Source organism: Streptomyces albidoflavus (assembly GCF_000719955.1).
GTDB classification, from domain to species: domain Bacteria; phylum Actinomycetota; class Actinomycetes; order Streptomycetales; family Streptomycetaceae; genus Streptomyces; species Streptomyces albidoflavus.
On sequence record NZ_JOII01000017.1, the window covers coordinates 1 to 15,504 of the forward strand.

The 15,504-nt window shown below is 68.2% G+C and carries 11 protein-coding genes; 2 read left to right on the plus strand and 9 right to left on the minus strand.

Annotation, left to right across the window (positions count from 1 at the left end; translation table 11 throughout):
• The first annotated feature begins 64 nt into the window (after nt 1–64).
• Together IF45_RS0118490 and IF45_RS0118495 are read left to right on the plus strand one after the other, a co-directional pair.
• Nucleotides 65–682: a Pycsar system effector family protein gene (locus tag IF45_RS0118490; RefSeq protein WP_015507718.1), complete on the plus strand. Its 618-nt coding sequence runs from the start codon at nt 65–67 to the stop codon at nt 680–682.
• A 68-nt stretch (nt 683–750) separates the two neighbouring features.
• Nucleotides 751–1,992 carry a M48 family metalloprotease gene (locus tag IF45_RS0118495; protein ID WP_015507717.1) on the plus strand — a complete coding sequence of 414 codons (1,242 nt, stop codon included), beginning with the start codon at nt 751–753 and terminating at the stop codon, nt 1,990–1,992.
• An 84-nt stretch (nt 1,993–2,076) separates the two neighbouring features.
• On the opposite strand, the gene IF45_RS0118500 is transcribed toward IF45_RS0118495, so the two are convergent.
• The 9 genes from IF45_RS0118500 to secE form a co-directional block, all read right to left on the minus strand.
• Nucleotides 2,077–5,976 (minus strand): DNA-directed RNA polymerase subunit beta', encoded by a 3,900-nt coding sequence (locus tag IF45_RS0118500; protein WP_003948656.1) that lies wholly within the window; start codon nt 5,974–5,976, stop codon nt 2,077–2,079.
• A 126-nt stretch (nt 5,977–6,102) separates the two neighbouring features.
• Complete coding sequence (gene rpoB / locus IF45_RS0118505) at nt 6,103–9,585, minus strand: DNA-directed RNA polymerase subunit beta (RefSeq protein WP_010638872.1); 3,483 nt, start codon at nt 9,583–9,585, stop codon at nt 6,103–6,105.
• A 616-nt stretch (nt 9,586–10,201) separates the two neighbouring features.
• Entirely contained in the window at nt 10,202–10,585 is a 384-nt protein-coding gene (rplL, locus tag IF45_RS0118510; protein WP_003948658.1) for a 50S ribosomal protein L7/L12, read from the minus strand.
• 111 nt (nt 10,586–10,696) lie between these two features.
• The gene (gene rplJ, locus IF45_RS0118515; RefSeq protein ID WP_003948659.1) at nt 10,697–11,224 is read right to left on the minus strand and encodes a 50S ribosomal protein L10; all 528 of its coding nucleotides are present in this window, start codon (nt 11,222–11,224) and stop codon (nt 10,697–10,699) included.
• A 380-nt stretch (nt 11,225–11,604) separates the two neighbouring features.
• Nucleotides 11,605–12,561, minus strand: coding sequence for an SCO4651 family lipoprotein (locus IF45_RS0118520; RefSeq protein WP_030308448.1), 957 nt, complete (start codon nt 12,559–12,561; stop codon nt 11,605–11,607).
• Between the two features lie 185 nt (nt 12,562–12,746).
• Nucleotides 12,747–13,475, minus strand: coding sequence for a 50S ribosomal protein L1 (rplA, locus tag IF45_RS0118525; protein ID WP_003948661.1), 729 nt, complete (start codon nt 13,473–13,475; stop codon nt 12,747–12,749).
• Between the two features lie 100 nt (nt 13,476–13,575).
• The gene (gene rplK, locus IF45_RS0118530; RefSeq protein ID WP_003948662.1) at nt 13,576–14,010 is read right to left on the minus strand and encodes a 50S ribosomal protein L11; all 435 of its coding nucleotides are present in this window, start codon (nt 14,008–14,010) and stop codon (nt 13,576–13,578) included.
• 190 nt (nt 14,011–14,200) lie between these two features.
• Nucleotides 14,201–15,064 (minus strand): transcription termination/antitermination protein NusG, encoded by an 864-nt coding sequence (gene nusG, locus IF45_RS0118535; protein WP_003948663.1) that lies wholly within the window; start codon nt 15,062–15,064, stop codon nt 14,201–14,203.
• Nucleotides 15,065–15,140: 76 nt separating this feature from the next.
• Nucleotides 15,141–15,422 (minus strand): preprotein translocase subunit SecE, encoded by a 282-nt coding sequence (secE, locus tag IF45_RS0118540; RefSeq protein ID WP_003948664.1) that lies wholly within the window; start codon nt 15,420–15,422, stop codon nt 15,141–15,143.
• Nucleotides 15,423–15,504 lie beyond the last annotated feature (82 nt).

Here is a 15,504-nt window from a genome sequence, read left to right on the forward strand (position 1 = left end):
GAAGGCGGCATACGAGATCCTCTCTGGTCTCGTGGGCTCGGAGATGTGTATAAGAGACAGCCCCATGACCGACCTCGACCTCACCACCCCGGACCCCGCCCCGCCCCCGGACCAGGACGCCGACCCCAGCCGGCCCCACCCCGCCCACCTGCCGCTTCCCACCGCCGGGACGCCCGCCCCGCCCCCGCCCGGCGTCACCGTCGCCGCCCGCCTCCTGGCCGACCTGCACACCGAGATCGGGCGGGCCGACAGCAAGGCGGCCGTGCTGGTGGCGGCGCTCGGCATGACGGCGGGCGTCTTCACCGGGCTGCTGGCGGGCAAGGACTGGGCCCCGGGCTCGCTCGGCGCGGCCGGGCTCGTCCTGTGGTGGGCCGGGACCGCCGCCCTCGCCGTCTCCCTGCTCGCCCTGCTCCTCGCGGTCCTCCCCCGCTACCGCGCCGACGCCTGGGCCCCGGGCGAGCCGCTCTCCTACTTCGCCGACATCCGCCAGGCAGCGGCGGCGGGCGAGGCCGCGCTGACCCGGGCCCTCGCCGCCACCGAACACGACCCGCTGCACGGCCTGGCCCGCGCCCTGACCGGCACCAGCCGGATCGCCGCCGCCAAGCACCGCTGGATCAGGGCCGGCCTGATCGCCTTCAGCGCCGGCAGCGTCCTGCTCCCCGCGGCCGTCCTCACCGGCTGACCCGCACCACCCGCCCGCACACCTCCGCACGGCACCGCTCACGCCACCACCGCACCGCGAGGTATCCGATGACCACCACACCCAACCCGCCGGACAGCACCGACCCGCGCCCCGCCGCCGAGACCGCGCCCCCGCAGTACCCCCAGCAGCCCCCGGCCTACCCCACCGGCCCCACCCAGCCGTCCGCGCCCCCGGCGTACCCGGGCCCCGTCCAGCAGACCCCTCCCCCGGCGTACCCTCAGCCCCCGGCCCAGCACACCGCACCGCCCGTGCCACCCCAGTCTCCGCCCCGGCCCCAGCCCGCGATCCCGCCGCAGCCCACCATCCCGGCGCCGCTCCACGCCCACCACATCAGCACCGACCAGCGGCGCGTCTACCTCAAGGCGCACCAGCGGCACGCGGACGCCACCGCGCTCGGGTCGCTCCTGATCTACCTGCCGCACTTCCTCTCCAGCCTGGTGGTGGTGAGCCTGGTCTCGCTGCTCGTCCTGGGCGACCTGGCCTTCCTCGGCATCCTCGGCTGGCTGCTGACCGGGCTGCTGATCTTCCACCGCCCGACCGAGTCGACCCTCGCCCGGCGCCTGCTGGGGCTACGTCACCCGACGCGGGAGGAGTTCAGCCGGCTGGCACCGGTCTGGCAGGAGGTGACCGCGCGGGCCGGGGTCGACGCGCAGAACTACGAGCTGTGGATCGAGGAGAACGACACCGACCTCAACGCGGTCGCGGCCGCCGGCCACATCGTCGGCGTCACCACCTTCGCCCTCAACCGCCTGCCCAACGGCGAACTCGCCGCCGTCCTCGCCCACGAACTCGGCCACCACGTCGGCGGCCACGCCTGGGCCTCGCTGCTCGGTTACTGGTACGCGCTGCCCGCCCGGCTCGCCTACCGCGTGATCCGGTTCCTCGCCCTCGTCACACTGCGGGTGGCGGCGTTCTTCTCGGTCCTCGGCTTCCTGGTGATCGCGCTCTTCCTCGGCCTTTTCGCCTTCGCCACCCTCACCACCCTCTACGGGCTCCCCCTGCTGATCCTCGCCGCCCCCTACGCCCTGGCCGCCGTAGGCCGCCGCGCGGAACTCCGGGCCGACCAGCACGCCGCCGCCCTCGGCTTCGCCCCGATGCTCGCCTCCGTCCTCCACCAGATGCACGGCGCCGACCAGGCGGCCAAGCAGCAGGCCGCCCTGGCCGCCCGCGCGGCCGGCACCCAGCTCCCCAAGGAGTCGGCGATCGCCAAGCTGCTCGCCACCCACCCCGACCACCACACCCGCCTGCACCACCTCCAGCCCTGGCTCCAGCCCCAGCCCCCGCGCTGACCCCACCGCCGGACCCCGGGCACGCCGAAGGGCGGCCACCCCCGAGGGGGTGACCGCCCTTCACAGCCTTACCGGCCTACCAGCTCACTGGTTGTACGGACCGTAGTCGTAGTCCTCCAGCGGAACGGCCTGGCCGGAGCCGGTGCCGAACGGCGAGTAGTCGATGTCGTCGTAACCGACGGCCGAGTACATCGCGGCCTTGGCCTCCTCGGTCGGCTCGACCCGGATGTTGCGGTAGCGGGACAGACCCGTACCGGCCGGGATGAGCTTACCGATGATGACGTTCTCCTTGAGGCCGATCAGGGAGTCCGACTTGGCGTTGATCGCCGCGTCGGTCAGGACCCTGGTCGTCTCCTGGAAGGACGCCGCCGACAGCCACGACTCGGTCGCCAGCGAGGCCTTGGTGATACCCATCAGCTGCGGACGGCCGGAGGCGGGGTGACCGCCCTCGGTGACCACACGACGGTTCTCGGTCTCGAACTTCGACCGCTCGACCAGCTCGCCGGGCAGCAGCTCGGCGTCGCCGGACTCGATGATCGTCACGCGGCGGAGCATCTGCCGGATGATGATCTCGATGTGCTTGTCGTGGATCGACACACCCTGCGAGTTGTAGACCTTCTGGACCTCGCCCACGAGGTGCACCTGCACCGCGCGCTGGCCGAGGATACGCAGCACGTCGTGCGGGTTGGTGGCACCCACGGTGAGCTTCTGGCCCACCTCGACGTGGTCGCCCTCGCCCACCAGCAGACGGGCACGCTTCGAGATCGGGAAGGCCGTCTCGTCGCTGCCGTCGTCCGGGGTGACGACGAGCTTCTTGGTCTTCTCGGTCTCCTCGATCCGCACGCGTCCGGCGGACTCGGAGATCGGGGCGACACCCTTCGGCGTACGGGCTTCGAAGAGCTCGACGACTCGGGGCAGACCCTGGGTGATGTCGTCACCGGCCACACCACCGGTGTGGAAGGTACGCATCGTCAGCTGGGTACCGGGCTCACCGATGGACTGGGCGGCGATGATGCCGACCGCCTCACCGATGTCGACCAGCTTGCCGGTGGCGAGCGAACGGCCGTAGCAGTACGCACAGGTGCCGACGGCCGACTCGCAGGTCAGGACCGAGCGGGTCTTGACCTCCTCGACGCCGTGCAGGACCAGCTGGTCGATGAGGACGTCACCGAGGTCGACGTTGGCCGGCGCGATGACCTTGCCGTCGACGACGACGTCCTCGGCCAGCATGCGGGCGTAGACGCTGGTCTCGACGTCCTCGGTCTTGCGCAGGACACCGTCCTCGCCGCGGTCGGCGATCTTCAGCTTGAGACCGCGCTCGGTACCGCAGTCCTCCTCGCGGATGATGACGTCCTGCGAGACGTCCACCAGACGACGGGTGAGGTAACCCGAGTCGGCGGTACGCAGGGCGGTGTCCGCGAGGCCCTTACGGGCACCGTGGGTGGCGATGAAGTACTCGAGGACCGAGAGGCCCTCGCGGAACGACGCCTTGATGGGACGAGGGATCGTCTCGTTCTTGGCGTTCGACACGAGACCACGCATACCGGCGATCTGACGCAGCTGCATCATGTTTCCGCGTGCGCCCGAGTTCACCATCATGGCGATCGGGTTGGTCTTCGGGAAGTTGTCGTTCATCGCCTCGGCGACCTCGTTGGTCGCCTTGGTCCAGATCGCGATGAGCTCCTGGGTCCGCTCGTCCTTCGTGATCAGACCACGCTCGTACTGCTTCTGGACCTTGACGTCCTGAGCCTCGTACGAGGTGACGATGGACCGCTTCGCCTCGGGGACGACGACGTCCGAGATGGCCACGGTGACGCCGGACCGGGTGGCCCAGTGGAAGCCGGAGGCCTTCAGGTTGTCGAGCGTCGCCGCGACGACGACCTTCGGGTACCGCTCGGCCAGGTCGTTGACGATCTGGGAGAGCTGCTTCTTGCCGACCTCGTAGTCGACGAAGGGGTAGTCCTCGGGCAGCAGCTCGTTGAAGAGCGCGCGGCCCAGGGTGGTGTTCAGCCGGAAGCTGTCGCCCGGCTGGTACTCCGGCTCACCCTCCTCGGCGACCGGCGGGGTCCAGCCACGCGGCGGGATGGTGCCGACCGGGAAGCGGATGTCGATCTTCGACTGGAGCGAGAGCTCGCCCGCGTCGAAGGCCATGATCGCCTCGGCGGTCGAACCGAAGGCACGCCCCTCGCCCTTCACACCGCGGCCGTCGCCGTCCGTGGTGAGGAAGAAGAGGCCGAGCACCATGTCCTGGGTGGGCATGGTGACCGGACGGCCGTCGGCCGGCTTGAGGATGTTGTTCGAGGACAGCATCAGGATGCGGGCCTCGGCCTGCGCCTCCGCGGAGAGCGGCAGGTGGACGGCCATCTGGTCACCGTCGAAGTCCGCGTTGAACGCGGTGCAGACGAGCGGGTGGATCTGGATGGCCTTGCCCTCGACCAGCTGCGGCTCGAAGGCCTGGATGCCGAGGCGGTGCAGGGTGGGCGCGCGGTTCAGCAGCACCGGGTGCTCGGCGATGACCTCTTCGAGGACGTCGTACACCACGGTGCGGCCACGCTCGACCATGCGCTTGGCCGACTTGATGTTCTGCGCGTGGTTCAGGTCGACCAGGCGCTTCATCACGAACGGCTTGAAGAGCTCCAGCGCCATCGCCTTCGGCAGACCGCACTGGTGCAGCTTGAGCTGCGGACCGACGACGATCACGGAACGCGCGGAGTAGTCCACACGCTTGCCGAGGAGGTTCTGGCGGAAGCGGCCCTGCTTGCCCTTGAGCATGTCGGAGAGCGACTTCAGCGGACGGTTGCCGGGGCCCGTGACGGGGCGGCCGCGGCGGCCGTTGTCGAAGAGCGCGTCGACGGCCTCCTGGAGCATGCGCTTCTCGTTGTTCACGATGATCTCGGGCGCGCCGAGGTCGAGAAGCCGCTTCAGGCGGTTGTTGCGGTTGATGACGCGGCGGTACAGGTCGTTCAGGTCGGAGGTCGCGAAGCGGCCACCGTCCAGCTGCACCATCGGACGCAGGTCCGGCGGGATGACCGGGACGCAGTCCAGGACCATGCCCTTGGGGCTGTTGCTGGTCTGGAGGAAGGCGGAGACGACCTTGAGGCGCTTGAGCGCACGGGTCTTCTTCTGGCCCTTGCCGGTCCGGATGATCTCGCGGAGGCGCTCGGCCTCCTCGTCCAGGTCGAAGGTCTCCAGCCGCTTCTGCAGCGCGGCGGCGCCCATCGAGCCGTCGAAGTACGTGCCGAAGCGGTCACGCAGCTCGCGGTAGAGGAGCTCGTCGCCCTCCAGGTCCTGGACCTTGAGGTTCTTGAAGCGGTTCCAGACCTCGTCGAGACGGTCGATCTCGCGCTGCGCGCGGTCGCGCAGCTGCTTCATCTCCCGCTCGGCACCTTCGCGCACCTTGCGGCGCACGTCGGCCTTGGCACCCTCGGCCTCCAGCTCGGCCAGGTCGGTCTCGAGCTTCTTGGCACGGGCCTCGAGGTCGGCGTCGCGCCGGTTCTCGATCTGCTGGCGCTCGACGGAGACGTGGGCCTCCAGCGACGGGAGGTCGCGGGTGCGGCGCTCCTCGTCCACGAACGTGATCATGTACGCGGCGAAGTAGATGACCTTCTCGAGGTCCTTCGGCGCGAGGTCCAGCAGGTAGCCCAGGCGCGAGGGGACGCCCTTGAAGTACCAGATGTGGGTCACGGGAGCGGCGAGCTCGATGTGGCCCATCCGCTCGCGGCGCACCTTGGCACGGGTCACCTCGACGCCGCAGCGCTCACAGATGATGCCCTTGAAGCGGACCCGCTTGTACTTGCCGCAGTAGCACTCCCAGTCCCGGGTCGGACCGAAGATCTTCTCGCAGAAGAGCCCGTCCTTTTCCGGCTTGAGGGTGCGGTAGTTGATGGTCTCCGGCTTCTTGACCTCGCCGTGGGACCACTGTCGGATGTCGTCCGCGGTCGCCAGGCCGATCCGCAGCTCGTCGAAGAAGTTGACGTCGAGCACTTTGTCGTCAATCCCTCTTTCAGGGTTCGTGCCCCACCGCCCGGAGGCGGAACGGGGCTCACATCATGGTCTGTACGGGTCCGGGGCGGCCGGGCCTCGCGGTGGAGCGAGGCCCGGCCAGGCCCGTCAGACCTCTTCGACGCTGCTCGGCTCGCGCCGGGACAGGTCGATACCGAGCTCCTCCGCCGCGCGGAAGACGTCCTCGTCGGTGTCGCGCATCTCGATGGACATGCCGTCCGAGGACAGCACCTCCACGTTGAGGCAGAGCGACTGCATTTCCTTGATGAGGACCTTGAAGGACTCGGGGATGCCGGGCTCGGGGATGTTCTCGCCCTTGACGATGGCCTCGTAGACCTTCACACGGCCGGTCACGTCGTCGGACTTGATCGTCAGCAGCTCCTGGAGGGCGTACGCGGCGCCGTAAGCCTCCAGCGCCCACACCTCCATCTCACCGAAGCGCTGACCACCGAACTGGGCCTTACCACCCAGCGGCTGCTGGGTGATCATCGAGTACGGACCGGTCGAGCGCGCGTGCAGCTTGTCGTCGACCAGGTGGTGCAGCTTGAGGATGTACATGTACCCGACCGAGACCGGGTCCGGGAACGGCTCGCCGGAGCGGCCGTCGAAGAGCCGCGCCTTGCCCGAGGACTGCACCATCCGCTCACCGTCGCGGTTGGGGATGGTGTGGTCGATCAGGCCGGCCAGCTCGTCCTCGCGGGTGCCGTCGAACACCGGGGTGGCGACGTTGGTACCCGGCTCGACCCGGTCGATGCCGATCGACTGGAGCCGCTGGGCCCACTCGGTGTCGACACCGGAGATGTCCCAGCCCTGGCTGGCGAGCCAGCCGAGGTGGATCTCCATGACCTGTCCCGGGTTCATTCGGGACGGCACGCCGAGCGGGTTGAGGATGATGTCGACCGGGGTGCCGTCCTCCAGGAACGGCATGTCCTCGATCGGCAGGATCTTCGAGATGACGCCCTTGTTGCCGTGACGGCCGGCGAGCTTGTCACCGTCGGTGATCTTGCGCTTCTGGGCCACGTAGACGCGGACCAGCTGGTTGACGCCCGGGGGAAGCTCGTCGCCCTCCTCGCGGTCGAAGACGCGCACGCCGATGACCTTGCCGGTCTCGCCGTGCGGCACCTTCAGCGAGGTGTCGCGGACCTCGCGCGCCTTCTCACCGAAGATCGCGCGGAGCAGGCGCTCCTCCGGGGTCAGCTCGGTCTCACCCTTGGGCGTGACCTTGCCGACCAGGATGTCGCCGGCGTCGACCTCGGCACCGATGCGGATGATGCCGCGCTCGTCGAGGTCGGCGAGGACCTCCTCGGAGACGTTCGGGATGTCCCGGGTGATCTCCTCGGGGCCGAGCTTGGTGTCACGGGCGTCGACCTCGTGCTCCTCGATGTGGATCGAGGAGAGGACGTCGTCCTGGACGAGGCGCTGCGACAGGATGATCGCGTCCTCGTAGTTGTGGCCCTCCCACGACATGAACGCCACGAGGAGGTTCTTGCCGAGCGCCATCTCGCCCAGCTCGGTCGCGGGACCGTCGGCGAGCACCTGGCCCTCGATGATCCGGTCGCCCTCGTCGACGACGACCTTCTGGTTGACCGAGGTGCCCTGGTTCGAGCGGGAGAACTTGGCGAGGCGGTACGTGGTGTACGTGCCGTCGTCGTTGGTGGTGGTGATGTAGTCCGCGGAGACCTCCTGGACCACACCGTCCTTCTCCGCCTTCAGCACGTCGCCGGCGTCGGTGGCACAGCGGTACTCCATGCCGGTGCCGACGAGCGGGGCCTCGCTCTTGATGAGCGGGACCGCCTGGCGCATCATGTTCGCGCCCATGAGGGCACGGTTGGCGTCGTCGTGCTCGAGGAAGGGGATCATGGCGGTCGCGACCGACACCATCTGGCGCGGCGAGACGTCCATGTAGTCGACGTCGTCCCCGGGGACGTAGTCGACCTCTCCGCCACGGCGGCGGACCAGGACGCGGTCCTCGGCGAAGTGGAGGTCCTCGGTCAGGCCGGCGTTGGCCTGGGCGATGACGAAGCGGTCCTCCTCGTCGGCGGTCAGGTAGTCGACCTCGTCGGTGACGATGCCGTCGGTGACCCGGCGGTAGGGCGTCTCGACGAAGCCGAAGGCGTTGACCCGGCCGTAGGAGGCGAGCGAGCCGATCAGACCGATGTTCGGGCCTTCAGGCGTCTCGATCGGGCACATGCGGCCGTAGTGCGAGGGGTGCACGTCACGGACCTCGAAGCCGGCCCGCTCACGCGAGAGACCACCCGGGCCGAGCGCCGACAGACGGCGCTTGTGGGTGAGACCCGAGAGCGGGTTGTTCTGGTCCATGAACTGCGACAGCTGGCTGGTGCCGAAGAACTCCTTGATGGAGGCGACGACCGGCCGGATGTTGATCAGGGTCTGCGGCGTGATCGCCTCGACGTCCTGGGTGGTCATGCGCTCACGCACGACACGCTCCATACGGGCGAGACCCGTACGGACCTGGTTCTGGATCAGCTCGCCGACGTTGCGCAGACGGCGGTTGCCGAAGTGGTCGATGTCGTCGGTCTCGACGACGATCTGGGTGCCGTTCTCGCCGGTCGTCTCGGTCTCGCCGGCGTGCAGCTTGACCAGGTACTTGATGGTGGCGATGACGTCGTCGGTGGTGAGCACGCCGGCGTCCAGGGGCGCGTCGCCGCCGAGCTTCTTGTTCACCTTGTAGCGGCCGACCTTGGCGAGGTCGTAGCGCTTGGGGTTGAAGTAGAGGTTCTCCAGCAGCGTCTGCGCGGCCTCACGCGTGGGCGGCTCGCCCGGGCGCAGCTTGCGGTAGATGTCGAGCAGCGCGTCGTCCTGGCCCTGGGTGTGGTCCTTCTCCAGGGTGGCGCGCATCGACTCGTACTCGCCGAACTCCTCGAGGATCTGCTCGGTCGTCCAGCCGAGAGCCTTGAGGAGGACGGTGACGGACTGCTTGCGCTTGCGGTCGATGCGGACGCCGACCATGTCGCGCTTGTCGATCTCCATCTCCAGCCAGGCACCCCGGGAGGGGATGATCTTGGCGGAGAAGATGTCCTTGTCGGACGTCTTGTCGATGGAGGAGTCGAAGTAGACGCCGGGCGAGCGGACCAGCTGCGACACGACGACACGCTCGGTGCCGTTGATGACGAAGGTGCCCTTGTTGGTCATGAGCGGGAAGTCGCCCATGAAGACCGTCTGGGACTTGATCTCGCCGGTCTCGTTGTTGGTGAACTCGGCGGTGACGAAGAGCGGCGCGGCGAAGGTGAAGTCGCGCTCCTTGCACTCGTCGATGGAGTTCTTCGGGGGCTCGAAGCGGTGGTCGCGGAAGGTCAGCGACATCGACCCGGAGAAGTCCTCGATCGGGGAGATCTCCTCGAAGATCTCCTCCAGACCGGACTTGGTGGGGACGTCCTGTCCGCTGTCCAGAGCCGCCTCGACCCGGGCCTTCCAAGCGTCGTTGCCGAGCAGCCAGTCGAAGCTCTCGGTCTGGAGGGCAAGGAGGTTCGGAACCTCGAGGGGCTCCTTGATCTTTGCAAAGGAAATGCGCAGCGGGGCGGTGCTGGCGCCGTTGTTCGAATTCGCGGAGGCAGTGCGCGAGGCGGCCAAGAGGGGGTCCTTCCGAGGGCTCGGACTCACTACGCGCGTACCGGTCCCGAGCCGACACAGCGGAAGAAATCCCAGGTCAGGGCGGTTTCACTCCACGGTGCTCAAGCACGGGCATGCCCCTGGTGACGGGCAGGAGGCAGCTAACAGGCAGCGCAAAGGGTCAGTGTAGCCACTTGGCCCACTGATGTCCAGTGCGGGTGACCTGGATGGTCAAAGACCCTCGCTGTTCTCAACTCCACGATGCCCTCGCGCCCTCTTGGACGCATATCAACACTGCCCGGTTCGCCGCCGATCCATGCCTCGGTACCCGGATCGGTGTGACGACGCGTCCTGAGAATTGCGCGCGGCGTGCTGTTCGTCAAGGCCCCGTCCCCCGAACCGGGGGCGGAACCGCCTCGTCTGCCGCCTCCCGACCTCGGCCGGGGCCCCTTCACGCGGGCGCCCGCCGGTCACCGGACGGCACAACGATGATCACCATACCCGCAGGTGAGCAGGGCGCAAGGACCCCGGCCCGACCACGCCCGAAGGCGACCACCCGGATGGGTGATCGCCTTCGGAAACAGGTCGTCCGGCCCCCTGAGGGGCGCTGGACGGACGAGTCAGAGACTCAGAGGAGTCACTTGACCTCGACGGACGCGCCGGCGCCCTTGAGGGACTCGGCGGCCTTCTCAGCGGCCTCCTTGGAGACCTTCTCGAGGACCGGCTTCGGGGTGCCGTCGACGAGGTCCTTGGCCTCCTTCAGGCCCAGCGAGGTCAGCTCACGCACGACCTTGATGACCTGGATCTTCTTGTCGCCGGCGCCGGTGAGGACGACGTCGAACTCGTCCTGCTCCTCGGCGGCCTCGGCCGGGGCGCCCGGGGCACCGGCGGCGGCGACGGCGACCGGGGCGGCAGCCTCGACGTCGAACTTCTCCTCGAACGCCTTCACGAACTCGGAGAGCTCGATGAGGGTCATTTCCTCGAACTGCGCGAGGAGGTCGTCCTGGGACAGCTTCGCCATGATGGCGTCCTTCCACTAATTCGGCAGGTGCCGGATGTACATGAAGGCGGGCGTACGTGGGCCCGCTGCGACCGGGAGCCGGGCCGGCCCCAGGTCATTACGCGAGCCGAATTACTCGGCACCGCCCTGCTCGTCGCGCTTGGCGCGCAGCGCGTCCGCGGTGCGGACGAACTTCTGCGGGAGCGCCTGGAAGACAGCCGCGGCCTTGGCCTGGTTGCCCTTCAGAGCGCCCGCCAGCTTGGCGAGCAGAACCTCGCGGGACTCGAGGTCCGCAAGCTTCTTGATCTCGTCGGCGGACAGCGCCTTACCGTCAAGGACACCGCCCTTGATGACGAGAGCGGGGTTCTCCTTGGCGAAGTCACGAAGACTCTTCGCCGCCTCGACCGGGTCACCGGTCACGAAGGCGACAGCCGTCGAGCCCTTGAGGTGCTCGTCCAGCTCGACCCCGGCCTCCTTGGCCGCGATCTTGGTCAGCGTGTTCTTCACCACTCGGTACTGAGCGTTCTCGCCGAGAGAACGACGCAGCTGCTTGAGCTGCGCCACGGACAGTCCGGTGTACGCAGTCACGACAGCGGCGTTGGAGTTACGGAGCTTGTCCGTGACCTCCTCGACGGCTGCGACCTTGTCGGACGTCGCCATGAGCCTCGGCCTCCTTCCGGGGTGATGATCCTCGACTGACCTTGCGATCAGCCTCGTACAGCACTGGGACCGTCTGGATCAGGCACGTGAGGAAGGACGTCGGGCAGGAAAGTCTGCGTAAGACGAAAAACGCCCCGGCGCAGGCGCACGGGGCGTGAGCTCGACTGGCCGTAACACGTCCAGGAGCACATCCACAGTCACCTACGCAGGCCGTCCGCGTGAGCGGAATCCTTCGGCCACCGCCCTCTCCGAGGAGCAGACGGTAACGACCAGCGGTCTTTGGCTTCTGGGGAAGAGTACGGGAGCCGGGCGGCGCGAGGCAAATCGCCCGGAAGCACGGCCTCCGGGCGGGGTCCGCGGACCCCGCCCGAAGGAGCGGATCAGGCGCCCTCGCCCATCTCGGCCAGCTCCTGGAGCATGTCCATCAGGTCCAGGGTGTCCTTCTCGGCCGGGGTATCCACCTTGGCGGCGGCGCCGTAGTCGGAGAAGGTCTGGACGATGCGGACGTCGCCCTCGGGCGTCTCCATGGTGACGTCCATCTTCACGGGGAGGTCGTCGCCGTTGACCCAGACCTGGGTCTGGTAGCCCTCCAGGCCGGACTTCTCCATGGCCTCGACGAGCTCCTTGCGGTCCTTCTCCGGCAGGGCGTCGAAGGAGGAGTTGGCGTCCAGCATCTCCTTGAGGGAGAGCGTGCCCTTGTAGTGCTGGGTCTCCTCGCCGCCGACCTTGGCCGGGCCGACGTGCTTGAGGTTGGGCGACTCCATCAGCACGGCGATCTGCTGGGCCGGGTCCTGGTTCATGTTCTCCAGGCCACCGGTCATGGCCTTGGCCATCTCGCCGCCGCCGGCCTCGCCGGACTTGTCCATCTGCTCGGCCAGCTCGCCGAGGTCCATCTTCATCCAGCGGCGGCCGTCCATCTCCTTGGCCGCCTCGGCGCCCATGTCGACGTACATGACGGAGCCGTCCATGATGACGCGGCTCGACTCGGGCGCCGTCGGGTCCGACTCCTGGAGGGCGGAGCCGGACATCGTCATGTCGAGCACGGTCGGGTCCCAGCCCATGACGCCGGACATCTTCATGTCGCCGCCGCCGGGGGTCCCCTCCGGCATCGTCATGGTCATCTCGACCTTGGCCGACTTGGCCTCGCTGGTGCTCTTGTACGCGGCGTTGAGCGCCTTGCCGGCCTCGGCGCGCGACAGCACCTTCGGCGCGCTGTCCGCGGCCTTGCCGTCGCCCTTGGACTCCGTCTCGCCGCCCTCACAGGCCGCCAGCCCCAGCACCATCGCGACCGCCGCCGCCGGAACCGCCACACGGCGCGCCAGGTTCTTCTTCCCCACTGTCCCCACCCCTGCTTGCTCTCTCCGTGACCGGTCCCCCCGGGCACGCTTTACTTTCGTTTTGCACGGTACCGCACGCCTACGACAACCCCGTACGAAAAAAGGACCGGCCCCCGCAGCTCTGAGCTGCGGGGGCCGGTCCCTTCAGACGCGTGCGCGACCGCGGTGCCGGTTGATCACGAGGATCAGACGGCGGCCGGGTCCTCCTCGACGAGGAGGTTGCGGGTGCGGTTCGGGTCGACCTGGATGCCGGGGCCCATGGTGGTGGCGACGGCGGCCTTCTTGATGTAGCGACCCTTGGCGGCGGACGGCTTCAGACGAAGGATCTCGTCCAGGGCCGCGCCGTAGTTCTCCACGAGCTGGGTGTCGTCGAAGGACACCTTGCCGATGATGAAGTGGAGGTTGGAGTGCTTGTCGACGCGGAACTCGATCTTGCCGCCCTTGATCTCGTTCACGGCCTTGGCCACGTCCGGGGTCACGGTGCCGGTCTTCGGGTTCGGCATCAGACCACGCGGGCCGAGGACGCGGCCGAGGCGGCCGACCTTGCCCATGAGGTCCGGGGTGGCGACGACGGCGTCGAACTCGTTGAGGCGGTTGCCCTTCGAGATCTCGTCGATCAGTTCGTCGGAGCCGACGATGTCGGCGCCGGCGGCACGCGCGGCCTCGGCACGGTCACCGGTCGCGAAGACCAGGACCCGGGCGGTCTTGCCGGTGCCGTGCGGAAGGTTCACGGTGCCGCGGACCATCTGGTCGGCCTTGCGCGGGTCGACACCCAGGCGGAAGGCGACCTCGACGGTCCCGTCGAACTTGGTCGCGGAGGTCTCCTTGGCGAGACGGATCGCCTCGAGCGGGGCGTAGAGCTTGTCCCGGTCGATCTTGGCGTCCGCAGCGCGGAGAGTCTTGCTGCGCTTCACTTCTGCTCCTGGCAGTTACGTCCGGTGGTGCCGGACAGGGTGGAGTCGTGGTACGGGCCGGCGCATGGCCCTGCCACAGAGAGGTCAGGCGGGGTTGAGGTCAGCCCTCGACCGTGATGCCCATGGAACGAGCGGTACCGGCGATGATCTTGGCCGCCTGGTCCAGGTCGTTCGCGTTGAGGTCGGGCATCTTGGTGGTGGCGATCTCGCGGACCTGCGCGTCGGTGATCTTCGCGACCTTGGTCTTGTGCGGCTCGCCCGAGCCCTTCTCCACGCCGGCGGCCTTCAGGATCATCCGCGAGGCCGGCGGGGTCTTGGTCACGAAGGTGAAGGAACGGTCCTCGTAGACCGTGATCTCCACCGGGATGACCCAGCCACGCTGCGACTCGGTGGCCGCGTTGTAGGCCTTGCAGAACTCCATGATGTTGACGCCGTGCTGACCGAGCGCGGGGCCGACCGGCGGAGCCGGGTTGGCCGCGCCGGCCTGGATCTGGAGCTTGATCAGCCCCGTGACCTTCTTCTTCTTGGGAGGCATTGCTCTCTCCGGGTCCTAGTGAGAGTTTTCCGCCTTCACCCGGTTCATCCGGATGGAGGCATACCGCACCACGATAACGGGTATCGCGGCGCGACCAAAAACCGACAGGTCAGACGGGCTGTGAAGCCCGTCTGACCTGGTCGGAGGCGTGTGGTCCAGCGACTGCGCGGCCGGTCGGAACCGGCGCGGCTCAGTTCTTCTGGATCTGGTCGAAGCTCAGCTCGACCGGGGTCTCGCGGCCGAAGATCTCGACGAGGCCCTTGACCTTCTTCGAGTCGGCGTTGATCTCGTTGATGGTCGCCTGGAGGGTGGCGAAGGGGCCGTCGGTGACGGTGACCGAGTCGCCGACCTCGAAGTCCAGCACCTGGACCTCGACCTTGCGCTGCGGCGCCGGCTTGCCCTCGGCCTCGGCGGCCTCACGGGCGGCCTTCTCCTCGGCCTCCGGGGCGAGCATCTTGACGATCTCGTCCAGGGTCAGCGGGTACGGGTCGTAGGCGTTGCCGACGAAGCCGGTGACGCCGGGGGTGTTGCGGACGACGCCCCAGGACTCGTTGGTCAGGTCCATGCGCACCAGCACGTAGCCGGGGAGCTTGTTCTGCCGGATGGTCTTGCGGTCGCCGTTCTTGATCTGGACGACCTCTTCCTGCGGCACCTCGGCCTGGAAGATGTAGTCCTCGACGTTGAGCGAGACGGCGCGCTGCTCGAGGTTGGTCTTCACGCGGTTCTCGTAACCGGCGTAGGTGTGGATCACGTACCACTCGCCGGGCAGGAGCCGCAGCTCGTCGCGGAGGGCGGCGATCGGGTCGACCGGCTCGGCCTCCTCGGCCGGAGCCTCTTCGGCGGCGGCCTCGGTCTCCTCGGCGGCGGCGACGTCCTCGGGCTCACCGACGGTGTCCTCGGTGATCTCCTCGGCGGGCTCGCCCGCGGCGGCGTCGGCAGCTTCGGCCTGGTCCGGCGTCACGGCGTCCGCCGACTCGACAATGCCGAGCGCGTCCTCAGTGGACTCGGGAGCGCCCTGAGGCTCGACCACGTCGTTCGGGTTCGGGTCAGACACGGTGGCTGCTTCTTCCTGGATACAAAGGGTGGAACGCGCGAAAGGGGCGCCCTAGGGCGCCCTTCGCTTCTGGGCTCTAGCCGAAGATGTACTTGACGGCGTTGGAGAAGCCGTAGTCAAACACGGTCACCAGACCGATCATGATCACGACGAAGATGATGACCACCGTCGTATAGGTGGTGAGCTGACTGCGCGTCGGCCAGACGACCTTGCGGAGTTCAGCGACGATCTGCCGGTAGAAGAGGGCAAGGCGCCCGAAGGGGCCCTTCTTGCCGCGCTTGCCGCCCTTGCGGTTCTTCTTCTTGCCGTCGTCGTCCTGGGCATCAGGCATGTCGATGGAGCCCACGGCGTCCGTCACGCGTCCTCACCTGATTTCCGGGTCGTGGCCGTGCCGCGCCCGGTGGAGCCGCACGGCGGTGCATTGCAGTACGTACATGCGC